Here is a 22,247-nt window from a genome sequence, read left to right on the forward strand (position 1 = left end):
ATGCAACAACCTGTGGTCTGGCTGGTTGAAGACGAAACCAGTATCGCCGATACGCTTATCTACATGCTTCAGCAGGAAGGCTTTGCGGTAAAGGCGTTTGAGCGCGGTTTACCGATGCTGGAGGAGGCGCGGCGGCAGATCCCGGCGCTCGCCATTCTGGATGTTGGGCTGCCGGACATCAGCGGTTTTGAACTCTGCCGCCAGCTGCTGGCGCAGCATCCGTCACTTCCGGTGCTGTTTCTCACGGCACGCAGTGATGAAGTGGATAAACTCCTCGGGCTGGAAATGGGCGCTGACGACTACGTCGCCAAGCCTTTTTCTCCGCGAGAGGTTTGCGCCCGGGTAAGGACAATTTTACGGCGGATGCAAAAATCCGCCGCGCCAGCAGAAACGATGCGTATCGGGCAATTTGAGCTAAATGAACCTGCCGCCCGAATAAGCTGGTGCGGTGAAGTTTTACCCCTGACCCGCTACGAGTTCTTGCTGCTCAAAACCTTTTTACAGGCCCCCGGGCGGGTATTTTCGCGCCAGCAGCTGATGGACAAGGTATGGGGTGAAGACGGCGACAGCTTCGATCGTACCGTGGATACCCATATCAAAACCCTGCGCGCCAAGCTGCGGGCGGTGAACGATGAACAATCTCCCATCAGTACCCATCGGGGTATGGGCTACAGTCTGGGCCTTTACTGATGCGCATTGGGATGCGGTTGTTGCTGGGATATTTCCTGATCGTGGGCATCGCCGCGTGGTTTGTGCTGTCGATTTTTGTTCAGGAAGTGAAGCCCGGCGTGCGCAGGGCCACCGAGGGGACGTTGATCGATACCGCGACCTTGCTTGCCGAAATCGGGCGCGACGATCTTCTTTCGGGGAATGCGCAGCAGGGCAAACTGGCGCAGGCCTTTTCACAGCTCCATCAGCGGCCTTTCCGCGCCAACCTCGGCGGCATCCATAAGGTGCGTAACGAGTATCACGTCTATATGACCGATGCGCAGGGCAGAGTGGTGTTTGATTCCGCCGGTCTGGCCGTGGGGCAAGATTACTCGCGCTGGAACGATGTCTGGCTGACGCTTCGCGGTAAATACGGCGCGCGCAGCACTCAGAGCAATCCAGACGATCCTGAGAGCACGGTGATGTATGTTGCCGCGCCGGTTGTGGAGCAGGGTAAGATTATCGGCGTGCTGTCGGTCGGGAAACCGAACAGCGCGATGGCACCGGTTATCCACCGCAGCGAGCGGCGGATCCTCTGGGCGGGTGGCGCGTTGCTCGGCATTGCCTTGCTGATCGGTCTTCTTGTCGCCTGGTGGATCAATCGTTCTATCAGTACGTTATCGCGCTATGCCGATTCGGTGACCACCGACACGCCTCTCCCGCTACCTAATCCGGGCAGCAGCGAACTGCACAAGCTGGCCCAGGCGCTGGAGAATATGCGCATTCGTCTCGAAGGGAAAAATTACATTGAACGCTATGTCCATGCGCTCACCCACGAGCTGAAAAGCCCGATGGCGGCCATACGCGGCGCGGCGGAAATCCTTGCCGAGCAGCCGCCGCCGCAGGTGGCAGCACGCTTTATTGATAACATTCTGGTACAAAACGCACGCATGCAGTCGCTGGTTGAAAAACTGCTCGCGCAGGCGCGGCTTGAAAATCGGGTCGAGATTACGCCGGAGGTCATTCGGGTCAATTCACTGTTTACGCGGCTTGCTGACGCGCGCTCGGCCCTGCTATCGGCAAAAGCGATTGTGCTGACTATCCAGCCTGTTCCGTTTAATGTTGAAGGCGATCCCGATCTCCTCGAACAGGCGCTCGGCAATTTGCTGGATAACGCCATCGATTTTACGCCTCAGGGCGGAACCATTGAACTGGCGGCCCGGGAAGAGCAGGGGCAGATACAGCTTGTCGTCATCGACAGCGGAAGCGGGATCCCGGATTACGCGCTGGATCGTATTTTTGAACGCTTCTATTCCCTTCCGCGCGAGAACGGGCTTAAGAGCAGTGGGCTCGGGCTGGCCTTTGTGCAGGAGGTGGCGCGTCTGCATCAGGGAGAGATTACATTGCGCAATCGTGATGAGGGCGGCGTGATGGCCACGCTGACACTTCACCGTCCCTTCACATAACTTCAAACTGCCCCCACACAGCCTGGTTACGCTCTCTTCATCACAAAGGAGACGTAATGATGAAATCCCCCCTGTTCTGGAAAATAAGCACCCTGCTGGGGTGCATTCTGCTGCTGTTAGTCCCGTTGTTTATGGTAAGTAACCTCATTGAAGAGCGTGAAAGCTACCGTAATGATGTCGAAAATACGCTTCGCCAGAGCACCAGCGGACCGCAAAAACTGGTCGGCCCGCTGATTGCGATTCCGGTGACAGAGATCTTTTACAAGCTAGAGGATGAGAAGAAGGTCGAGTACAAGAAAAGCTATCTGCATTTTATCCTGCCGGAGTCGCTGCTTGTTGAGGGTAACCAGCGCGTTGAGTCCCGAAATATCGGCATCTATGACGGACAGATCTGGAACACCGATCTCAAAATAAAAGCGCAGTTCAGCACCGAAAAAATGACGCAGCTAAAAGGGGAGACGATGACCCTGGGGCAGCCGTTTATCGTTGTTGGAGTGGGCGATGCACGCGGTATTGGCACGGTGAAAGTCTCCAGTATCAACGGCGAGACGCTGAGCGTAGAGCCGGGTTCGGGCGTATCTGGCGCGCTTTCCGGTCTTCATATCCCGCTGACGGATAAAGCGCTGGAGTCAAAAACGTTTGCCATGGAGATGTCGCTGAATCTGGCGGGGACGGGGAGTTTTGCCGTGGTGCCCGTGGGACGTAACAGCGAAATGGCGCTGAACAGCAACTGGCCGCATCCGGGCTTCATGGGCAACTATCTGCCGGTGAAACGCAAAATCGGTGATTCAGGTTTTCAGGCGAACTGGCAGAGCAGCTGGTTTGCGAACAACCTTGAGAGCTGGTTCAACGGGAGTGAATCTCCTGCGTGGGAGTCGATCCCGGCTTTTAGCGTCACGGTAGCCACACCTGCCGATCAGTATCAGCTGACTGACCGGGCAATCAAGTATGCTATTTTGCTGATTGCGCTGACGTTTATGGCCTTCTTTGTCTTCGAAACCTTAACCGGGCTGCGCCTGCACCCAATGCAGTATCTGCTGGTGGGGCTGTCGCTGGTGCTGTTCTATCTGGTGCTGCTGGCGCTGTCAGAACACGTCGGCTTTACGCCTGCCTGGGTTGTTGCAAGCCTGGTGGGTGCTGCGATGAACGGGATGTACCTGCAGGCGGTGCTAAAAAGCTGGAAGCGCAGCGGGTTGTTTGTGCTGGCCTTGCTGGGGCTGGACGTGGTGATGTGGTTCCTGCTGCGCTCGGAGGATAGTGCGCTGCTGTTGGGGTCAGCGGTGCTCGCACTGGCACTGTTCGCCGTGATGTACCTGACCCGGCATTTCGACTGGTATTCGCTTTCACAGCCGAAGCGCCCTGAGCCACCCGCAGAGCCCGATAACGACACGATGCGGATCTGGAAATAAAAAAAACGGCGCGAATGCGCCGTTTTTCTTTATTGCATTGACTGCGGGATTACTCCTGCAGGTCTCCGCAGAAACGGTACCCTTCGCCGTGGATTGTGGCGATGATTTCCGGCGTATCAGGCGTAGATTCGAAATGTTTACGAATACGACGGATGGTCACGTCTACGGTACGGTCGTGTGGCTTCAGCTCACGGCCGGTCATTTTCTTCAGCAGTTCTGCACGGGACTGAATTTTGCCCGGGTTTTCGCAGAAGTGCAGCATCGCGCGGAATTCGCTGCGCGGCAGTTTATACTGCTCACCGTTCGGGCTAATCAGCGAACGGCTATTGATATCAAGTTCCCAGCCGTTGAATTTGTAGCTATCGACGCTACGACGCTCTTCACTGACCGTGCCCAGGTTCATGGTGCGGGACAGCAGGTTGCGTGCACGAATGGTTAACTCGCGTGGGTTGAACGGCTTGGTGATGTAGTCATCCGCACCGATTTCCAGGCCAAGAATTTTATCAACTTCGTTGTCACGGCCTGTCAGGAACATTAACGCGACGTTCGCCTGCTCACGCAGTTCGCGCGCCAGAAGAAGCCCGTTTTTGCCCGGCAGGTTGATATCCATGATTACCAGGTTGATATCATTTTCAGAAAGGATCTGATGCATCTCTGCGCCATCGGTCGCTTCAAAGACATCGTAGCCTTCTGCTTCGAAAATGCTCTTTAACGTGTTGCGTGTTACCAACTCGTCTTCAACGATAAGAATGTGCGGGGTCTGCATGTTTGCTACCTAAATTGCCAACTAAATCGAAACAGGAAGTACAAAAGTCCCTGACCTGCCTGATGCATGTCGCAAATTAACATGATCGGCTTAACGTGACTAAAGTACGTAATTGCGTTCTTGATGCACTTTCCATCAACGTCAACAACATCATTAGCTTGGTCTTGGGTACTTTCCCTTTGGACCCGACAGTGTCAAAAACGGCTGTCATCCTAACCATTTTAACAGCAACATAACAGGCTAAGTGACACCAGACACCCAATAAAACTACGCTTCGTTGACATATATCAAGTTCAATTGTAGCACGTTAACAGTTTGATGAAATCATCGTAGCCGAATGCTAGCCTTTGTCACAATTTTTCAATAAACCAACTAGTTGCGGACATTGATATATAAACGAAGCGAATCCAATCAGAATAGGGTATTCATGATGCCATTATCATTATAAAACATAAGGATAATGGTCTTCTGTTAACATTCTAACTGATTGTTCAGACACAAAATAGTTTAGCGTCTTTAATTTGTTATGAAACGCTATTTCGGTGATTTGTGTTGCAAATTTGTAAATTTGCGCTGCGTAATATGTTGAAGTACATCACATTTTTACCCGCTAACTGATTAAAAAGAGAGCATAAATGCATCTGTCGATTGTACTGGTCGCCCCAGCCAGAGCAGAAAATATAGGCGCTGCGGCGCGTGCCATGAAGACCATGGGTTTTACCGATTTACGTATTGTGGACAGCACTGCGCACCTGGAGCCTGCTGCCCGCTGGGTGGCGCATGGTTCGGGAGATATTCTCGATAATATAACGACTTACGCTACGCTTGCCGACGCACTGCATGACATTTCGTTTACCGTTGCGACCACCGCCCGCAGCCGCGCGAAGTTCCATTACTACGCCACGCCTGCTGAGCTGGTGCCCATGCTGGAAGAGAAAAGCCAGTGGCTTGAGAAAGCGGCGCTGGTGTTTGGCCGCGAAGATTCCGGACTCACTAACGAAGAGCTGGCACTGGCGGACGTTCTGACTGGCGCGCCGATGGTCGCGGATTATCCGTCTCTGAATTTAGGCCAGGCGGTCATGGTCTATTGCTATCAATTAGCATCCTTAATACAAATCCCCCAGCCGCCCGATACAGGAACCGATGAAAACCAGCTGGCTGCACTTCGCGCTCGCGTGGAGAACTTGCTCTTGCGGCTGGATGTGGCGGACGATCAAAAAATGGCTGACTGGCTACACCAGCGTCTCGGACGACTTGAGCAGCGGGACACGGCAATGTTGCACCGTTTGCTGCACGATATTGAAAAAAAATTAGCCGAGTAAAATGCTGTCATAAGTTTTTACTATGGCGAAATTGTCTGTCATGGAGGGTTGCATTTGGGGGAATCGGATGAAAATAAATCGGCAAACAGCGGGGCGTGAGTCTCTGCGGAATTGTGATCAAATTAAAAATTCATTGACTTAAGGTGCCCGATCCTTTAACCCTAAAAGAATACAGCACAGACAGATAATAATGACAGAGTACACAACATCCATGAAACGCATCAGCATCACCACCATTACTACAACCATCATCATTACCACAGGTAACGATGCGGGCTGACGCGTACAGGAAAAACAAAAAAAAGCCCGCACCTGAACAGTGCGGGCTTTTTTTTCGGCTAAAGGAAACGAGGTAGAACCATGCGAGTGTTGAAGTTCGGCGGTACATCAGTGGCAAATGCAGAACGTTTTCTGCGTGTTGCCGATATCCTGGAGAGCAACGCCAGGCAGGGGCAGGTTGCGACCGTGCTCTCTGCCCCGGCAAAAATCACGAACCATCTGGTGGCGATGATTGAAAAAACCATCGGTGGTCAGGATGCACTTCCGAACATCAGCGACGCCGAGCGTATCTTCGCTGAGCTGCTGCAGGGGCTGGCGGAGGCACAACCCGGCTTCCCGCTCGCACAGCTGAAGTCTTTCGTTGAGCAGGAGTTTGCTCAGATCAAACATGTGCTGCACGGTATCAGCCTGCTGGGCCAGTGTCCGGACAGCATCAACGCGGCGCTGATCTGCCGCGGTGAGAAACTGTCAATCGCCATCATGGCTGGCCTGCTGGAAGCGCGTGGCCACGGCGTGACCGTCATCAATCCGGTTGAAAAACTGCTTGCGGTGGGCCACTACCTCGAATCTACCGTTGATATTGCCGAATCAACCCGCCGTATCGCCGCGAGCAAAATCCCGTCTGACCACATGATCCTGATGGCGGGCTTTACCGCCGGAAATGAGAAGGGCGAGCTGGTGGTGCTGGGCCGTAACGGCTCCGACTACTCTGCCGCCGTGCTGGCTGCCTGTTTACGCGCAGACTGTTGTGAGATCTGGACTGACGTCGACGGCGTGTATACCTGCGACCCGCGCCAGGTACCGGACGCCAGGTTGCTGAAGTCGATGTCTTACCAGGAAGCGATGGAGCTTTCCTACTTCGGCGCCAAAGTGCTTCACCCACGTACCATCTCCCCGATTGCCCAGTTCCAGATCCCTTGCCTGATTAAAAACACCGGTAACCCGCAAGCGCCAGGCACGCTGATTGGTGCCAGCTCCGATGAAGATGGCCTGCCGGTGAAAGGCATCTCCAACCTGAATAACATGGCGATGTTCAGCGTCTCCGGTCCGGGAATGAAGGGCATGGTCGGCATGGCGGCGCGCGTATTTGCCGCAATGTCACGCAACGGTATCTCGGTGGTGCTGATCACGCAGTCCTCTTCCGAGTACAGCATCAGCTTCTGCGTGCCGCAGGCCGACTGCCTGCGCGCACGCCGTGCGCTGGAAGAAGAGTTTTATCTGGAGCTGAAAGAGGAGTTGCTGGAGCCGCTCTCCATTCAGGAGCGTCTGGCCGTCATCTCCGTCGTGGGCGACGGGATGCGCACCCTGCGCGGTATCTCCGCGAAGTTCTTTGCCGCGCTGGCCCGCGCCAACATCAATATCGTGGCGATTGCCCAGGGCTCGTCTGAGCGTTCTATTTCCGTCGTGGTGGATAACGACGATGCCACCACCGGCGTGCGCGTGGTGCATCAGATGCTGTTCAATACCGATCAGGTCATTGAGCTGTTCCTGATTGGCGTGGGCGGTGTCGGCGGCGCGCTGCTCGAGCAGGTGAAGCGTCAGCAGGCGTGGCTCAAGAAGAAACATATCGATCTGCGCGTCTGCGGTATTGCCAATTCCAGAGCGCTACTGACCAATGTGCATGGTCTGAATCTTGAAAACTGGCAGGCCGGGCTGGAAGAGGCGAAAGAGCCGTTTAATCTGGGTCGCCTTATCCGTCTGGTAAAAGAGTACCATCTGCTTAACCCGGTGATTGTCGACTGTACATCAAACCAGGCCGTTGCCGACCAGTATGCGGATTTCCTGCGCGAAGGCTTCCACGTGGTGACGCCGAACAAAAAGGCCAACACCTCGTCGATGGATTACTATCACCAGCTGCGTCTGGCGGCGAGCAAGTCGCGCCGTAAGTTCCTGTACGACACCAACGTGGGCGCGGGCCTGCCGGTTATCGAAAATCTGCAAAATCTGCTGAATGCGGGCGACGAACTGCAGCGCTTCTCCGGCATTCTCTCCGGCTCCCTGTCGTTTATCTTTGGCAAGCTGGACGAGGGCATGAGCCTCTCGGAAGCCACCCGCGCCGCGCGCGAGCTGGGCTATACCGAGCCGGATCCACGTGACGATCTCTCCGGCATGGACGTGGCGCGTAAGCTGCTGATCCTCGTGCGCGAAACCGGTCGCGAGCTGGAGCTTTCGGACATTGTGATTGAACCCGTGTTGCCAGCCGAGTTTGACAGCAGCGGTGATGTCAGCACCTTTATGGCGAATTTACCCCAGCTTGACGATGCTTTTGCCGCGCGCGTGGCGAAAGCCCGTGATGAAGGTAAGGTATTGCGCTATGTTGGCAACATTGAAGAAGATGGCGTGTGCCGGGTGAAGATTGCCGAAGTGGATGGCAACGACCCGCTGTACAAAGTCAAAAACGGCGAAAACGCCCTCGCGTTTTACAGCCACTATTATCAGCCATTGCCGCTGGTGCTTCGCGGCTATGGCGCAGGGAACGATGTTACAGCGGCGGGTGTGTTTGCCGATCTGTTGCGTACCCTGTCATGGAAGTTAGGAGTTTAACATGGTCAAAGTTTATGCCCCGGCTTCCAGCGCCAATATGAGCGTCGGATTCGATGTGCTGGGTGCGGCGGTCACGCCGGTGGACGGTTCGCTGTTGGGCGATACGGTTACGGTTGAGGCGGCGGCGAGTTTCAGCCTCAATAACGTGGGCCGATTCGCCAGCAAACTGCCGTCCGACCCGCGCGAGAATATCGTCTATCAGTGCTGGGAACGCTTCTGTCAGGAGATCGGCAAAAACGTGCCGGTCGCCATGACGCTGGAAAAAAGTATGCCGATTGGTTCGGGGCTGGGCTCCAGCGCCTGTTCCGTGGTTGCCGCGCTGGTGGCGATGAACGAGCACTGCGGCAAGCCTTTGAATAACAGCCGCCTGCTGGGGTTAATGGGCGAGCTGGAAGGGCGTATCTCCGGCAGTATCCACTATGACAATGTGGCACCGTGCTTCCTTGGCGGTATGCAACTGATGATCGAAGAAAATGGCATCATCAGCCAGCAGGTGCCAGGGTTTGATGAGTGGCTGTGGGTGCTGGCGTATCCGGGGATTAAGGTCTCTACCGCGGAAGCGCGTGCGATCCTGCCTGCGCAATATCGTCGTCAGGACTGTATTGCTCACGGACGTCATCTGGCGGGCTTTATCCACGCCTGCTATACCCGTCAGCCGCAGCTGGCGGCGAAGCTGATGAAAGATGTCATTGCCGAGCCGTACCGCACGAAGCTGCTGCCTGGCTTTAACGAGGCGCGACAGGCCGCCATGGATATCGGCGCGCAGGCGTGCGGCATCTCCGGCTCCGGCCCGACGCTGTTCGCCCTGTGCGATAAGCCAGACACCGCGCAGCGCGTGGCGGACTGGCTCTCTAAACACTACCTGCAAAATCAGGAAGGCTTTGTTCATATTTGCCGTCTGGACACGGCTGGCGCACGAGTACTGGGATAACGAATGAAACTCTATAACCTTAAAGATCATAACGAGCAGGTCAGCTTCGCGCAGGCAGTGACTCAGGGGCTGGGCAAAAATCAGGGGCTGTTCTTCCCGCATGACCTGCCGGAATTTCAGCTGACCGAGATTGATGAACTGCTGAAGCAGGACTTTGTCACCCGCAGCACCAAAATTCTGTCTGCGTTTATCGGCGACGAAATCCCTCAGGAGCTGCTGGAAGAGCGCGTGCGTGCGGCGTTTGCCTTCCCGGCTCCGGTGCAGCAGGTGGAGCCTGACGTCGGTTGTCTGGAGCTCTTCCACGGCCCGACACTGGCGTTTAAAGACTTCGGCGGCCGCTTTATGGCGCAGATGCTGACCCACATCAGCGGTGACAAGCCGGTGACCATTCTGACAGCCACCTCTGGCGATACCGGTGCCGCGGTCGCGCATGCGTTCTACGGCCTGAAAAACGTCCGCGTGGTGATCCTCTATCCAAAAGGCAAAATCAGCCCGCTGCAGGAAAAACTGTTCTGTACGCTCGGCGGCAACATTGAGACCGTGGCGATCGACGGTGACTTTGATGCCTGTCAGGCGCTGGTCAAGCAGGCGTTCGATGATGAAGAGCTGAAGGCCGCGCTGGGGCTGAATTCCGCCAACTCCATCAACATCAGCCGTCTGCTGGCGCAGATTTGCTACTACTTCGAAGCGGTAGCGCAGCTGCCGCAGGAAGCGCGCAATCAGCTGGTGGTGTCCGTACCAAGCGGTAACTTCGGTGACCTGACGGCGGGATTACTGGCGAAATCGCTCGGTCTGCCGGTGAAGCGCTTTATCGCCGCTACCAACGCCAACGACACCGTGCCGCGCTTCCTGAAAGACGGGAAATGGGCACCGAACGCGACGCAGGCAACGCTCTCCAATGCCATGGATGTGTCACAGCCAAACAACTGGCCGCGCGTGGAAGAGCTGTTCCGCCGCAAGGTATGGCGTCTGGTGGACCTGGGCTACGCGGCGGTGACGGATGAGACCACTAAAGCGACCATGCGCGAGCTGAAGGCGGTGGGATATACCTCTGAGCCGCACGCGGCAATTGCGTATCGCGCACTGCGCGACCAGCTCAACCCGGGGGAATATGGTCTGTTCCTCGGTACCGCCCATCCCGCCAAGTTCAAAGAGAGCGTGGAAGCGATCCTGGGCGAAACGCTGCCGCTGCCAAAAGAGCTGGCCGAGCGTGCCGACCTGCCGCTGCTGTCACACGAGCTGCCTGCGGATTTTGCCGCGCTGCGTAAGTTGATGATGACTCGCGCGTGATTGTGTTGCCCGGTGGCGGCTACGCCTTACCGGACCTACGGGGTTTGTAGGCCGGGTAAGCGCAGCGCCACCCGGCAAAAGCAGCACCGATCTTTAGGCCGGGAAAGGCGAAGCCGCCACCCGGCTTTTTTGTGAAGAAAATAAGGAGGAATAAAGCAGGAAAAAAGCAGAAATTCCCAATAAATGCGGTCACTTAGCGTTTAGGATTGCAGATAATAACATCCCCCGTTCCCCTCGCGTACTCTCCTTACATCGGCCCACGTTGGGCAAGAAGAATAAGGAGTCACAGATGTCTACACTCAAACCTGCACTCATCGCGCTTTCACTGTTGCTGGTCGCTCCCATGGCGGCACAGGCATCCGAAATCACCCTCGTACCGGCGGTTAAACTGCAGATTGGCGACCGGGACAACAGCGGGCATTACTGGGACGGCGGCCGCTGGCGTGACCACGACTGGTGGAAGGCGCATTATGACTGGCGTGATAACCACTGGCGCCCGCATGACGAACATCGCGATCGTGACGATCGACACGACCATCATCATGACGATCGCCATCCAGGGCCGGACTGGAAGCACCATTAATGCAACACCCCGCCAGCAGGCGGGGTGTTGTTTTACTGTTCGTGGCGTTTAAAGACCAGTTCGCCTTTCCCCGACGCGTCTTCGTCAAAGAAATAGCCTTCGCTGTTAAAACCGGTCAGCTGCTCCGGCTTGGTCAGGCGGTTCTGAATGATATAGCGGCTCATGAGGCCCCGCGCCTTTTTGGCATAGAAGCTGATGACCTTGAACTTGCCGTTTTTCTCATCCAGGAAGACCGGCTTGATGATCTCCGCATCCAGCTTTTTCGGTTTCACCGACTTGTAGTATTCATCGGATGCCAGGTTAATCACCACGTTATCGCCCTGAGCGCGTAGCGCCGCGTTCAGCTTGTCGGTGATGATTTCGCCCCAGAAATGGTACAAGTCTTTGCCTTTGGCGTTTTCCAGACGAATGCCCATCTCCAGACGGTACGGCTGCATTAGATCCAGAGGACGCAGTACGCCATACAGACCCGACAGCATACGCAGATGCTGCTGGGCAAAATCGAAGTCGGCTTCACTGAAGTCTTCCGCCTGCAGACCGGTATAGACATCACCTTTAAACGCCAGAATCGCCTGACGCGCGTTAGCAGGGGTGAAATCCGGATGCCATTCATGGAATCGGGTCGCGTTAAGGTCTGCCAGCTTGTCGCTGATGCCCATCAGCGAGGCGATTTGCGGCGCAGAGAGCTTGCGCGCTTCACGGATCAGCTGCTGTGAATAATCCAGCAGTTCTGGCTGGGTATAGCGCTCAGTGGCGAGCGGGCTCTGGTAGTCGAGCGTTTTTGCAGGTGAAATCAGAATCAGCATATCCAGTCCTTGCAGGAAATTTAGAGCGACTTTAACAAAAAATCGCCCTGAATTGATCGATAGCTGTTATCGCCGGGGCAAATCATCCCAGGTGCCAGGGGCAAGTTGTGACGCAATTTCGGGGTAACGTGACGCATCAAATACCGGAGCAACCCCCAGCTTGCGCTGGCGAAGATAATCTTTGGCAATAAGCGTCACAACGGGGGATAGCAGCAGGATCGCCGTCAGGTTAGTGATTGCCATTAGCGCCATAATGACATCCGCCAGCTGCCAGATCATAGGCATCGTCAGAAGGGCGCCCGCGAACACCATCAGTATCACCCCCAGGCGAAGCAGGAGGATAGCAGGGCGAGCGTTGAATCTCAGGAAAATGAGGTTGTTTTCAGCGTACAGATAGTTGACCACAATTGAGCTGAAGGAGAACAACATCAGTATGAGCGAGACAAAGCCAGCCCCCCAGCCGCCGGTCAGGTTCACCAGCGCCTGCTGAAGAAATTGTATCCCGACGGCATCCGAGGTATGGGGTACCGGGCCGGCCAGCAGGAGGATCATGGCACTCGCGGAACAGATGATCACCGTATCCATAAAGACGCCGATCATCTGCACAATACCCTGCGCAGCCGGGTGTGGCGGCCACGAAGAGGCGGCCGCTGCGACGTTGGGAGTGGAACCCATTCCGGCTTCATTGGAGAACATGCCCCGTTGAAAACCTGCCATCAATGCCTGGCTCAGGGTATAGCCCAGCGCGCCTGATGCGACTTCTCGCCAGCCAAAGGCGCTTTTAAAGATGGACGCAATGACCCCCGGAACCTGTTCGAAATGCAGTGCTGCAACGACCAGACTCGCGGCAACCCAGAGCAGGGCCATAATGGGCACCAGCCACTGCATCAGGCGGGCGACGCCCCTAAGGCCGGCAGAAATGGCGAGCAAAACAAAGAGGGCTAACACGCTGCCCGTGAGCCACTCCGGACAGGAGAAGGTATAGCGCAGAGCATGGGCAACCGAGTTTGACTGGACGGTATTAAAAATGAGGCCGTATGCGAACAGTAAAAAAAGCGAGAACAGCACGCCCATCCAGCGCATCCCTAAGCCACGCGCCATATACCATGACGGGCCGCCGCGAAACTGTCCGCTTTTATCCTTCTCTTTGTAGAGTTGCGCCAGCGAACTTTCGGCGAAAGAGGTGGCCATCCCCAGAAGTGCCGTGACCCACATCCAGAACACTGCGCCAGGCCCTCCTGCGCTGATGGCCAGCGCAACGCCTGCCAGATTGCCGCTGCCAAGGCGTGCCGCAAGGCTGGTACACAGCGCCTGAAACGAGGTGAGTCCGCCCGGATGGGGCGTGACGCTGTTTTTCAGACTTCTGCCAAACTTGCGAATATAGCGAAACTGGATAAACCCACTGCGTAGCGTAAACCAGATACCTGCTCCCAGGAGCAGGTAAATCATTATCGAACCCCAGAGGACTTCGTTAATAAAGAAAAAGAAATCAGGCATTAACGTCCCTCTTGTTGATGCCAATGTGAATATGTAAGCGCTACCACTGATTGGGCATGCTGTTGCTTAGCAGCCTGTTAATATTCTCAGTTTATCATACTCTGCCTAAGCGCACTGTCTGCGGTTGCGCTACCCCTCCGTCGTGTTATCATCAGGGCAGACCGGTTACATCCCCCTAACAAGTAAACCTGTCATTTTTCCGCTGCAGGCATGCTGTCGGTAGCGTGAATTATCCAGGGCACGTTAAAAGAGAAACACTATCATGACGGATAAATTGACCTCCCTTCGTCAGTTCACCACTGTCGTAGCTGACACCGGAGATATCGCGGCAATGAAGCTGTACCAGCCGCAGGATGCCACAACTAACCCTTCTCTGATCCTTAACGCCGCACAGATCCCTGAGTATCGCAAACTGATTGACGAGGCCGTGACCTGGGCGAAAGCACAGAGCAATGACCGCGCGCAGCAGGTTGTGGATGCCACTGATAAACTGGCCGTGAACATCGGTCTGGAAATTCTGAAACTGGTCCCGGGCCGTATCTCCACCGAAGTGGATGCACGTCTGTCCTACGACACCGAAGCGTCAATTGCTAAAGCAAAACGTCTGATCAAACTGTACAACGATGCGGGCATCAGCAACGACCGTATCCTGATCAAACTGGCGTCTACCTGGCAGGGCATCCGCGCGGCGGAGCAGCTGGAAAAAGAAGGCATCAACTGTAACCTGACCCTGCTGTTCTCCTTCGCGCAGGCGCGTGCTTGTGCTGAAGCTGGCGTATACCTGATTTCTCCGTTCGTAGGCCGTATTCTGGACTGGTACAAAGCCAACACCGACAAGAAAGAGTACGCGGCGTCTGAAGATCCAGGCGTGGTTTCCGTGACTGAAATCTACGAATACTACAAACAGCATGGTTATGAGACCGTGGTGATGGGCGCAAGCTTCCGTAACGTCGGTGAAATCATCGAACTGGCTGGCTGTGACCGTCTGACCATCGCACCTGCGCTGCTGAAAGAGCTGGCTGAAAGCGAAGGTACCATCGAGCGCAAACTGTCTTACACCGGTGAAGTGAAGGCGCGTCCAGAACGCATCACCGAATCCGAGTTCCTGTGGCAGCACAACCAGGATCCAATGGCGGTAGACAAACTGGCGGACGGTATCCGTAAGTTTGCTATTGACCAGGAAAAACTGGAAAAAATGATCGGCGACCTGCTGTAATCATTCTGCGTGACCGGGTCCCCGGTCACGCTACTTCTTTCGTACTCTGTCTGAATTTCCCCTCTGCGTGTATCATTCCCTTTAATCAGTACTTTTTGAATGGAATGGATATGAATACCTTACGCATCGGCTTAGTGTCGATTTCCGACCGCGCCTCCAGCGGCGTTTACCAGGATAAAGGCATCCCTGCTCTGGAAGAGTGGCTGGCAAGCGCGTTGACCACCCCGTTTGAGATCCAGACCCGCCTGATCCCGGACGAACAGCCAATCATCGAGCAGACCCTGTGTGAGCTGGTCGATGAAATGAGCTGTCACCTTGTGCTGACGACGGGCGGAACCGGCCCTGCGCGCCGCGATGTTACCCCGGACGCGACGCTGGCGATTGCCGATCGTGAAATGCCAGGCTTCGGTGAACAGATGCGTCAGATCAGTCTACACTTTGTCCCGACGGCCATTTTGTCTCGCCAGGTGGGGGTGATCCGCAAACAGGCGCTGATTCTGAACCTGCCGGGCCAGCCGAAGTCCATCAAAGAGACGTTGGAAGGACTGAAAGCGGAGGATGGCAGCGTCATCGTCCACGGCATCTTTGCAAGTGTACCGTATTGTATACAGTTGCTGGAGGGGCCGTATGTCGAGACGGACGACAAAGTGGTAGCAGCATTTCGTCCTAAAAGCGCCCGCCGCGAGACAATCTCCTGAAATTAATTAAAATGTGACATTAGCGTTAGCCGCAGTGGCGTGTAAATGGATTTACGATATAGTAATTTTTTCTTTACGATTGCTGTAAAAAATAATCCACAACACATGCACAATGGTTCGCTATGTCACATAACACCCGACCTCTGAATCGACAGGATTACAAAACCCTCTCGCTCGCCGCTCTGGGCGGCGCGCTGGAGTTTTACGACTTCATCATCTTTGTTTTCTTCGCCGCTGTGGTAGGGGAGTTGTTCTTCCCGGCGGATATCCCGGAATGGCTGCGACAGGTGCAAACCTTCGGCATTTTTGCTGCCGGATATCTGGCACGTCCGCTGGGCGGCATTGTGATGGCGCACTTTGGCGATCTGGTCGGGCGCAAGAAAATGTTTACCCTGAGTATCCTGCTGATGGCCGTGCCGACGCTGGCGATTGGCCTGCTGCCAACCTATGCCTCAATGGGTATTGTTGCCCCGTTATTGCTGCTACTGATGCGTATTCTTCAGGGGGCGGCGATCGGTGGTGAGGTACCGGGGGCGTGGGTGTTTGTTGCGGAACATGTTCCGGCGCGCCGCATTGGTATCGCCTGCGGCACCTTAACCGCGGGGTTAACGGTGGGGATTTTGCTTGGTTCCGTCGTTGCGACCATTGTAAACACCAGTATGACGCAGCAGGCTGTGCACGACTGGGGCTGGCGCTTACCGTTCCTGCTGGGCGGAGCGTTTGGCCTGGTGGCGATGTACCTGCGTCGCTGGTTGCAGGAGACGCCGATTTTCCTTGAGATGCAGCAGCGCAAAGCGCTGGCTCAGGAGTTGCCGGTCAAAGCCGTGGTGGTGCGCCATAAAAAAGCGGTCGTGGTGTCGATGCTGCTCACCTGGCTGCTCTCGGCGGGCATCGTGGTGGTGATTTTGATGTCGCCGGTCTGGCTGCAAAAACAGTACGGGTTCGCCCCGGCAGTGACGTTACAGGCGAACAGTATCGCGACCATTATGCTTTGCTTTGGCTGTCTTGCCGCCGGGCTGGCTGCCGATCGTTTCGGTGCCAGCGTGACCTTTATCGTCGGCAGCCTGTTACTGGCCGTATCAAGCTGGGCGTTTTACCATTTGGCAGGCAGCCACCCTGAACAGCTGTTCCTGCTGTACGGTGTGGTAGGCCTGTGCGTAGGCGTTGTCGGGGCGGTACCGTATGTGATGGTACGTGCATTTCCACCTGAGGTGCGCTTCACCGGCATCTCATTTTCTTACAACGTCTCGTATGCCATCTTTGGCGGACTGACGCCGATTGCGGTGACGGTATTAATGGGTGTGTCTCCCCTGGCGCCGGCCTGGTACGTGCTGGCGTTGTCGTTAATGGGGCTGGTATTGGGGATTTGGCTTCGGCAGTCAGGGGAAAATCGTGCCCGCGAGGCGGGCACGACAGACGAATCAGTGTTTTTCACCAATCGGTAGAATAGTGCGGCCGAACTGCTCGTTCAGCACTTCACCCATGGCCAGGTAGATAGCGCTTGCGCCGCATACCAGGCCAATCCAGCCTGCAACGTGTACGATGCCTTCGTTATCCACCAGGTGGCCGATGGCCAGCAGGGCGAACAGTACGGTCAGGCTCAGGAAGACGAACTGCAGCGCGCGGTTCCCCTTCAGCGTGCCGAAGAACATGAACAGGGTGAAGACGCCCCACAGACCCAGATACACGCCCAGGAAGTGGGCATTCGCTGCGTCTGCCAGACCCATTTTAGGCATCAGCAGGATAGCGACCAGCGTCAGCCAGAACGAGCCGTAAGAGGTGAAGGCGGTTAAGCCGAAGGTGTTGCCTTTCTTATATTCCAGCAGACCCGCGAAGATTTGTGCGATGCCGCCGTAAAAAATGCCCATCGCCAGGATAATGCCATCCATCGGGAACATCCCGATGTTGTGCAGGTTCAGCAGGATAGTGGTCATGCCAAAACCCATCAGGCCCAGCGGAGCCGGATTAGCCAACTTAGTGTTGCCCATAAGTCCTCAAAAAAATCATCATTAATATGGTGAAATGGTTAAACCCGCGTCATTACTCCCTGACGGGGCGCGGCATCATAATGGGCGCAATCGATGCCGTCTATGATCTCATCAGGGTGAAATTAAAAATTTTTTTACGCTTGCCCCTTGATGGATGCCGTAGCGACCCCATCTTGTAGTCAACCGCAGTGTGTGGACCTGAAAAAAATCAAATCTGGGCAGTTGAAAAAGCACGTTCTGCCCTTATTACAGGTACACAACCACATGTTGACTGAATTTTTAGTGGAGACGTTTAGATGGGTAAAATTATTGGTATCGACCTGGGTACGACCAACTCTTGTGTAGCGATTATGGACGGCACTACTGCACGCGTGCTGGAGAACGCCGAGGGCGATCGCACCACGCCTTCTATCATTGCTTATACCCAGGATGGTGAAACTCTGGTTGGTCAGCCGGCTAAACGTCAGGCAGTGACAAACCCGCAAAATACCCTGTTTGCGATTAAACGCCTGATCGGCCGCCGCTTCCAGGACGAAGAAGTTCAGCGTGACGTTTCTATCATGCCTTACAAAATCATCGCAGCAGATAACGGCGATGCATGGCTTGATGTGAAAGGCACCAAAACTGCACCACCGCAGATCTCTGCTGAAGTGCTGAAAAAAATGAAGAAGACTGCTGAAGATTACCTGGGTGAGCCAGTAACTGAAGCCGTTATCACCGTACCTGCCTACTTTAACGATGCTCAGCGTCAGGCTACCAAAGATGCTGGCCGTATCGCAGGTCTGGAAGTAAAACGTATCATCAACGAACCTACCGCAGCGGCTCTGGCTTACGGTCTGGATAAAGAAGTGGGCAACCGCACTATCGCGGTTTACGACCTGGGTGGTGGTACCTTCGATATCTCTATTATCGAAATCGACGAAGTTGACGGCGAAAAAACCTTCGAAGTTCTGGCAACCAACGGTGATACCCACCTGGGTGGTGAAGACTTTGATACCCGTCTGATCAACTACCTCGTAGACGAGTTCAAGAAAGATCAGGGCATCGACCTGCGTAACGACCCGCTGGCCATGCAGCGCCTGAAAGAAGCCGCTGAGAAAGCGAAGATCGAACTGTCTTCCGCTCAGCAGACCGACGTTAACCTGCCGTACATTACTGCAGATGCGACCGGTCCTAAACACATGAACATCAAAGTGACCCGTGCAAAACTGGAAAGCCTGGTCGAAGACCTGGTGAACCGTTCTATCGAGCCACTGAAAGTTGCTCTGCAGGATGCTGGCCTGTCCGTGTCTGATATCAATGACGTTATCCTCGTTGGTGGTCAGACCCGTATGCCAATGGTCCAGAAGAAAGTGGCTGAGTTCTTCGGTAAAGAGCCACGTAAAGATGTTAACCCGGACGAAGCCGTTGCTATCGGTGCTGCCGTTCAGGGTGGTGTATTGACCGGTGAAGTGAAAGACGTTCTGCTGCTGGACGTTACCCCGCTGTCTCTGGGTATCGAAACCATGGGCGGCGTGATGACTGCGCTGATCACTAAAAACACCACTATCCCGACCAAGCACAGCCAGGTGTTCTCTACCGCTGAAGACAACCAGTCTGCGGTAACCATCCATGTGCTGCAGGGTGAGCGTAAACGTGCGTCTGATAACAAATCTCTGGGTCAGTTCAACCTGGATGGTATCAACCCGGCACCACGCGGCATGCCGCAGATCGAAGTGACCTTCGATATCGATGCTGACGGTATCCTGCACGTTTCCGCGAAAGACAAAAACAGCGGTAAAGAGCAGAAGATCACCATTAAGGCTTCTTCCGGTCTGAACGAAGAAGAGATCCAGAAAATGGTTCGTGAAGCAGAAGCGAACGCGGAATCTGACCGTAAGTTCGAAGAGCTGGTTCAGACCCGTAACCAGGGTGACCATCTGCTGCACAGCACCCGTAAGCAGGTTGAAGAAGCGGGCGACAAACTGCCAGCGGAAGATAAAACGGCTATCGAAGCTGCACTGACCGCGCTGGAAACGTCTCTGAAAGGCGAAGACAAAGCGGATATCGAAGCGAAGATGCAGGAGCTGGCACAGGCTTCCCAGAAGCTGATGGAAATTGCTCAGCAGCAGCACGCGCAGCAGCAAGCGGGCGCTGACGCTTCCGCGAACAACGCGAAAGACGACGACGTTGTCGACGCTGAGTTCGAAGAAGTTAAAGACAAAAAATAATCGCCCTGATGCAGGGTAATTAATCGGCACGGGCGTAGGAGAACTCTCCACGCCCGTGCTCGCATGTTAAGGGGCTTAAAAAAACCAATGGCAAAGCAAGACTATTACGAGATTTTAGGCGTTCCGAAAACTGCGGAAGAGCGTGAAATCAAAAAGGCGTATAAGCGCCTGGCCATGAAATTCCACCCGGACCGCAACCAGGGGGATAAAGAGGCTGAAGCAAAATTTAAAGAGATCAAAGAAGCCTACGAAGTCCTGACCGATGCACAAAAACGTGCGGCCTATGACCAGTACGGCCACGCAGCCTTTGAACAGGGCGGCATGGGCGGCGGCGGATTCGGTGGCGGCGGCTTTGGCGGCGGTGCTGATTTCAGCGACATCTTCGGCGACGTGTTCGGCGATATCTTTGGCGGCGGTCGTGGTCGTCAGCGCGCAGCGCGCGGCGCAGACCTGCGCTACAACATGGAGCTGACGCTGGAAGAGGCCGTTCGCGGTGTCACCAAAGAGATCCGTATCCCGACGCTGGAAGAGTGTGACGTGTGCCACGGCAGCGGCGCGAAAGCGGGTACCCAGCCGCAGACCTGTCCAACCTGTCACGGTTCCGGTCAGGTGCAGATGCGTCAGGGCTTCTTCGCAGTACAGCAGGCCTGTCCTCACTGTCATGGCCGCGGTACGCTGATTAAAGATCCGTGCACTAAATGCCACGGTCATGGTCGCGTTGAGAAAACCAAGACCCTGTCCGTCAAAATCCCGGCAGGCGTGGATACGGGCGACCGCATCCGTCTGGCAGGTGAGGGCGAAGCAGGTGAGCACGGCGCACCGGCAGGCGATCTGTACGTTCAGGTTCAGGTGAAGCAGCATGCCATCTTCGAGCGTGAAGGTAACAACCTGTACTGTGAAGTGCCGATCAACTTCGCCATGGCGGCGCTCGGTGGTGAAATTGAAGTGCCTACCCTGGATGGTCGCGTCAATCTGAAGATCCCGGGCGAAACCCAGACCGGTAAGCTGTTCCGCATGCGCGGTAAAGGCGTGAAGTCCGTTCGCGGCGGTGCTCAGGGCGACCTGCTGTGCCGTGTGGTTGTAGAAACCCCAGTGGGGCTGAACGACAAGCAGAAACAGCTACTGAAAGAGCTGCAGGAGAGCTTTGGCGGCCCAACGGGCGAGAAAAACAGTCCGCGCTCCAAAAGCTTCTTTGATGGCGTCAAAAAATTCTTCGACGACTTGACCCGCTAATCTGTTAGCCGGTTTTCAACGATATAAAGCCCGGAAGCGATTCCGGGCTTTTTTATTTTGGGGGATAGATCGGTAAAACTGAGTCTACACTCAATATTAATCTGTTTTTGCCGAGCTATTTGGCTTGGTATTATGGTTTTATCGAGGTATTGTTGTAAAAGAGAGAACTTAAATGAAATTACTACACCGTTTCTTTCGCAGTGAGGCGTCCGGTGGTGTGATCCTGATTATTGCCGCGGCAGCCGCAATGGTGCTGGCGAACCTGGGCATGACGCGCGATCTCTATCACGCATTTTTGGAAACACCTGTTGAGCTGAAGGTCGGGGCGCTGGAAATTAATAAGAACATGCTGCTGTGGATCAACGATGCGCTAATGGCGGTGTTCTTCCTGCTGGTGGGACTTGAGGTCAAACGGGAGCTGGTGTTGGGCTCCCTCGCAAGCCGTCAGCGCGCCGCCTTTCCGGTGATCGCCGCTATCGGCGGGATGGTCGTTCCGGCACTGCTGTTCCTTGCGTTTACCTGGCAGGATCCTGTTGCGCGTGACGGGTGGGCTATCCCGGCGGCAACGGATATCGCGTTTGCGCTCGGTGTCTTAGCCTTGCTCGGCAGCCGCGTGCCGATGGCGTTGAAAATCTTCCTGATGGCGCTGGCGATCATTGATGATCTGGGCGCGATCGTGATTATCGCGCTGTTTTATACCAGCGATCTGTCGATTCTGTCGCTGAGCGTGGCGGCAGGCGCAATTGCGGTCCTGGCGCTGCTGAACATTTTCAATGTCCGCCGCATCGGCATTTACATCCTCGTGGGGATGGTGCTCTGGACAGCGGTATTGAAATCCGGCGTGCATGCCACGCTGGCCGGGGTGATTGTTGGCTTCTTTGTGCCGCTAAAACCGCAGGAGGGTAAATCCCCTGCTAAACAGCTTGAGCACGTCCTGCACCCGTGGGTCGCCTTTATGATCCTGCCACTGTTTGCCTTTGCTAACGCTGGTGTTTCCCTGCAGGGCGTGACGCTGGATGGGCTGACGTCTGTCCTGCCGCTGGGCATTATTGCCGGGCTGTTTATTGGTAAACCGCTGGGGATCAGCCTGTTCTGCTGGCTGGCACTGAAGATGAAGCTGGCATCGCTGCCGAACGGCACCACCTTTGGTCAGATTATGGCTGTCGGCGTGCTGTGTGGTATTGGATTTACCATGTCGATCTTTATCTCGACGCTGGCGTTTGGCGCAAATGCCCCTGAACTCATCGTCTGGGCGAAGCTCGGCATTCTTATCGGGTCATTACTGGCCGCGGTAATCGGTTATACCTTGTTGAAGGTGAAATTGCCCGGACAGGCTGTCCAGGCATAACGGAAACCGGGAG

The 22,247-nt window shown here is 55.2% G+C and carries 20 protein-coding genes and 1 other annotated feature; of the genes, 16 read left to right on the forward strand and 4 right to left on the reverse strand.

What is annotated here, in order from left to right; translation table 11 throughout:
• Genes creB through creD form a run of 3 tightly spaced genes read left to right on the forward strand, consistent with a single transcriptional unit; the run spans position 1 to position 3,523 of the window.
• Entirely contained in the window at positions 1–690 is a 690-nt protein-coding gene (creB, locus tag ACOTYN_RS00415; protein WP_047626591.1) for a two-component system response regulator CreB, read from the forward strand.
• Positions 690–2,114, forward strand: coding sequence for a two-component system sensor histidine kinase CreC (creC, locus tag ACOTYN_RS00420; protein ID WP_045269567.1), 1,425 nt, complete (start codon positions 690–692; stop codon positions 2,112–2,114). Before creB ends, creC begins: the two co-directional genes overlap by 1 nt.
• A gap of 56 nt (positions 2,115–2,170) precedes the next feature.
• On the forward strand, positions 2,171–3,523 hold the full coding sequence (creD, locus tag ACOTYN_RS00425) for a cell envelope integrity protein CreD (RefSeq protein WP_045269566.1): 1,353 nt from the start codon (positions 2,171–2,173) through the stop codon (positions 3,521–3,523).
• Positions 3,524–3,572: 49 nt separating this feature from the next.
• Here creD and arcA read toward each other — a convergent pair whose 3' ends face one another.
• On the reverse strand, positions 3,573–4,289 hold the full coding sequence (gene arcA, locus ACOTYN_RS00430) for a two-component system response regulator ArcA (RefSeq protein ID WP_003856501.1): 717 nt from the start codon (positions 4,287–4,289) through the stop codon (positions 3,573–3,575).
• A 95-nt stretch (positions 4,290–4,384) separates the two neighbouring features.
• Here arcA and yjjY point away from each other — a divergent pair, with 95 nt between their 5' ends.
• From yjjY to ACOTYN_RS00465, 7 genes are all read left to right on the forward strand, one after another.
• A complete protein-coding gene (gene yjjY / locus ACOTYN_RS00435; protein WP_085928893.1) occupies positions 4,385–4,525 on the forward strand; it encodes a protein YjjY in 141 nt (46 codons plus the stop codon).
• A gap of 399 nt (positions 4,526–4,924) precedes the next feature.
• On the forward strand, positions 4,925–5,611 hold the full coding sequence (locus ACOTYN_RS00440) for a tRNA/rRNA methyltransferase (RefSeq protein ID WP_023336742.1): 687 nt from the start codon (positions 4,925–4,927) through the stop codon (positions 5,609–5,611).
• 211 nt (positions 5,612–5,822) lie between these two features.
• A complete protein-coding gene (gene thrL / locus ACOTYN_RS00445; protein ID WP_015572623.1) occupies positions 5,823–5,891 on the forward strand; it encodes a thr operon leader peptide in 69 nt (22 codons plus the stop codon).
• Positions 5,830–5,947 (forward strand) — a sequence feature (Thr leader region). (Overlaps the previous gene by 62 nt.)
• A gap of 24 nt (positions 5,948–5,971) precedes the next feature.
• Positions 5,972–8,434 (forward strand): bifunctional aspartate kinase/homoserine dehydrogenase I, encoded by a 2,463-nt coding sequence (gene thrA, locus ACOTYN_RS00450; protein WP_014882481.1) that lies wholly within the window; start codon positions 5,972–5,974, stop codon positions 8,432–8,434.
• Between the two features lies 1 nt (position 8,435).
• The gene (thrB, locus tag ACOTYN_RS00455) at positions 8,436–9,365 is read left to right on the forward strand and encodes a homoserine kinase (protein WP_014882482.1); all 930 of its coding nucleotides are present in this window, start codon (positions 8,436–8,438) and stop codon (positions 9,363–9,365) included.
• A 3-nt stretch (positions 9,366–9,368) separates the two neighbouring features.
• The gene (gene thrC / locus ACOTYN_RS00460) at positions 9,369–10,655 is read left to right on the forward strand and encodes a threonine synthase (protein WP_023332051.1); all 1,287 of its coding nucleotides are present in this window, start codon (positions 9,369–9,371) and stop codon (positions 10,653–10,655) included.
• Positions 10,656–10,944: 289 nt separating this feature from the next.
• The gene (locus tag ACOTYN_RS00465) at positions 10,945–11,238 is read left to right on the forward strand and encodes a DUF2502 domain-containing protein (protein WP_045269564.1); all 294 of its coding nucleotides are present in this window, start codon (positions 10,945–10,947) and stop codon (positions 11,236–11,238) included.
• Between the two features lie 32 nt (positions 11,239–11,270).
• Here ACOTYN_RS00465 and yaaA read toward each other — a convergent pair whose 3' ends face one another.
• Both yaaA and ACOTYN_RS00475 read right to left on the reverse strand, forming a co-directional pair.
• Positions 11,271–12,044, reverse strand: coding sequence for a peroxide stress protein YaaA (gene yaaA, locus ACOTYN_RS00470; RefSeq protein WP_014882485.1), 774 nt, complete (start codon positions 12,042–12,044; stop codon positions 11,271–11,273).
• 66 nt (positions 12,045–12,110) lie between these two features.
• Complete coding sequence (locus ACOTYN_RS00475) at positions 12,111–13,541, reverse strand: alanine/glycine:cation symporter family protein (protein WP_023336743.1); 1,431 nt, start codon at positions 13,539–13,541, stop codon at positions 12,111–12,113.
• Positions 13,542–13,803: 262 nt separating this feature from the next.
• On the opposite strand from ACOTYN_RS00475, the gene tal reads away from it, so the two are divergent.
• The 3 genes from tal to ACOTYN_RS00490 all read left to right on the forward strand — a co-directional run bounded on the left by tal (position 13,804) and on the right by ACOTYN_RS00490 (position 16,900).
• Positions 13,804–14,757 carry a transaldolase gene (gene tal, locus ACOTYN_RS00480; protein ID WP_014882487.1) on the forward strand — a complete coding sequence of 318 codons (954 nt, stop codon included), beginning with the start codon at positions 13,804–13,806 and terminating at the stop codon, positions 14,755–14,757.
• 110 nt (positions 14,758–14,867) lie between these two features.
• Complete coding sequence (gene mog / locus ACOTYN_RS00485; protein ID WP_032637529.1) at positions 14,868–15,455, forward strand: molybdopterin adenylyltransferase; 588 nt, start codon at positions 14,868–14,870, stop codon at positions 15,453–15,455.
• A gap of 122 nt (positions 15,456–15,577) precedes the next feature.
• Positions 15,578–16,900, forward strand: coding sequence for an MFS transporter (locus ACOTYN_RS00490; protein WP_213782961.1), 1,323 nt, complete (start codon positions 15,578–15,580; stop codon positions 16,898–16,900).
• Here the strand turns inward: ACOTYN_RS00490 and satP are convergent.
• The gene (satP, locus tag ACOTYN_RS00495) at positions 16,877–17,443 is read right to left on the reverse strand and encodes an acetate uptake transporter (RefSeq protein WP_023332055.1); all 567 of its coding nucleotides are present in this window, start codon (positions 17,441–17,443) and stop codon (positions 16,877–16,879) included. The two genes, ACOTYN_RS00490 and satP, sit on opposite strands and share 24 nt — an antisense overlap.
• A 296-nt stretch (positions 17,444–17,739) precedes the next feature.
• Here satP and dnaK point away from each other — a divergent pair, with 296 nt between their 5' ends.
• The 3 genes from dnaK to nhaA all read left to right on the forward strand — a co-directional run bounded on the left by dnaK (position 17,740) and on the right by nhaA (position 22,234).
• On the forward strand, positions 17,740–19,653 hold the full coding sequence (dnaK, locus tag ACOTYN_RS00500) for a molecular chaperone DnaK (RefSeq protein ID WP_014882491.1): 1,914 nt from the start codon (positions 17,740–17,742) through the stop codon (positions 19,651–19,653).
• 87 nt (positions 19,654–19,740) lie between these two features.
• Positions 19,741–20,886, forward strand: coding sequence for a molecular chaperone DnaJ (gene dnaJ / locus ACOTYN_RS00505; protein ID WP_014830600.1), 1,146 nt, complete (start codon positions 19,741–19,743; stop codon positions 20,884–20,886).
• 172 nt (positions 20,887–21,058) lie between these two features.
• Positions 21,059–22,234 carry a Na+/H+ antiporter NhaA gene (gene nhaA / locus ACOTYN_RS00510; RefSeq protein ID WP_332956153.1) on the forward strand — a complete coding sequence of 392 codons (1,176 nt, stop codon included), beginning with the start codon at positions 21,059–21,061 and terminating at the stop codon, positions 22,232–22,234.
• The last annotated feature ends 13 nt before the right edge of the window (positions 22,235–22,247 follow it).

Origin of the sequence: Enterobacter cloacae complex sp. IR5458 (assembly GCF_049238025.1) — a bacterium.
Classification (GTDB): domain Bacteria; phylum Pseudomonadota; class Gammaproteobacteria; order Enterobacterales; family Enterobacteriaceae; genus Enterobacter; species Enterobacter kobei.

Bases quoted from the DNA above. Each gene is read 5' to 3' on its own strand.
- thrA (WP_014882481.1), top strand. From the start codon at position 5,972: ATGCGAGTGTTGAAGTTCGGCGGTACATCAGTGGCAAATGCAGAACGT.
- thrB (WP_014882482.1), top strand. From the start codon at position 8,436: ATGGTCAAAGTTTATGCCCCGGCTTCCAGCGCCAATATGAGCGTCGGA.
- creC (WP_045269567.1), top strand. From the start codon at position 690: ATGCGCATTGGGATGCGGTTGTTGCTGGGATATTTCCTGATCGTGGGC.
- creD (WP_045269566.1), top strand. From the start codon at position 2,171: ATGATGAAATCCCCCCTGTTCTGGAAAATAAGCACCCTGCTGGGGTGC.
- ACOTYN_RS00475 (WP_023336743.1), bottom strand. From the start codon at position 13,541: ATGCCTGATTTCTTTTTCTTTATTAACGAAGTCCTCTGGGGTTCGATA.
- tal (WP_014882487.1), top strand. From the start codon at position 13,804: ATGACGGATAAATTGACCTCCCTTCGTCAGTTCACCACTGTCGTAGCT.
- creB (WP_047626591.1), top strand. From the start codon at position 1: ATGCAACAACCTGTGGTCTGGCTGGTTGAAGACGAAACCAGTATCGCC.
- yaaA (WP_014882485.1), bottom strand. From the start codon at position 12,044: ATGCTGATTCTGATTTCACCTGCAAAAACGCTCGACTACCAGAGCCCG.
- arcA (WP_003856501.1), bottom strand. From the start codon at position 4,289: ATGCAGACCCCGCACATTCTTATCGTTGAAGACGAGTTGGTAACACGC.
- dnaJ (WP_014830600.1), top strand. From the start codon at position 19,741: ATGGCAAAGCAAGACTATTACGAGATTTTAGGCGTTCCGAAAACTGCG.
- mog (WP_032637529.1), top strand. From the start codon at position 14,868: ATGAATACCTTACGCATCGGCTTAGTGTCGATTTCCGACCGCGCCTCC.
- dnaK (WP_014882491.1), top strand. From the start codon at position 17,740: ATGGGTAAAATTATTGGTATCGACCTGGGTACGACCAACTCTTGTGTA.
- thrC (WP_023332051.1), top strand. From the start codon at position 9,369: ATGAAACTCTATAACCTTAAAGATCATAACGAGCAGGTCAGCTTCGCG.
- satP (WP_023332055.1), bottom strand. From the start codon at position 17,443: ATGGGCAACACTAAGTTGGCTAATCCGGCTCCGCTGGGCCTGATGGGT.
- ACOTYN_RS00465 (WP_045269564.1), top strand. From the start codon at position 10,945: ATGTCTACACTCAAACCTGCACTCATCGCGCTTTCACTGTTGCTGGTC.
- nhaA (WP_332956153.1), top strand. From the start codon at position 21,059: ATGAAATTACTACACCGTTTCTTTCGCAGTGAGGCGTCCGGTGGTGTG.
- ACOTYN_RS00440 (WP_023336742.1), top strand. From the start codon at position 4,925: ATGCATCTGTCGATTGTACTGGTCGCCCCAGCCAGAGCAGAAAATATA.
- ACOTYN_RS00490 (WP_213782961.1), top strand. From the start codon at position 15,578: ATGTCACATAACACCCGACCTCTGAATCGACAGGATTACAAAACCCTC.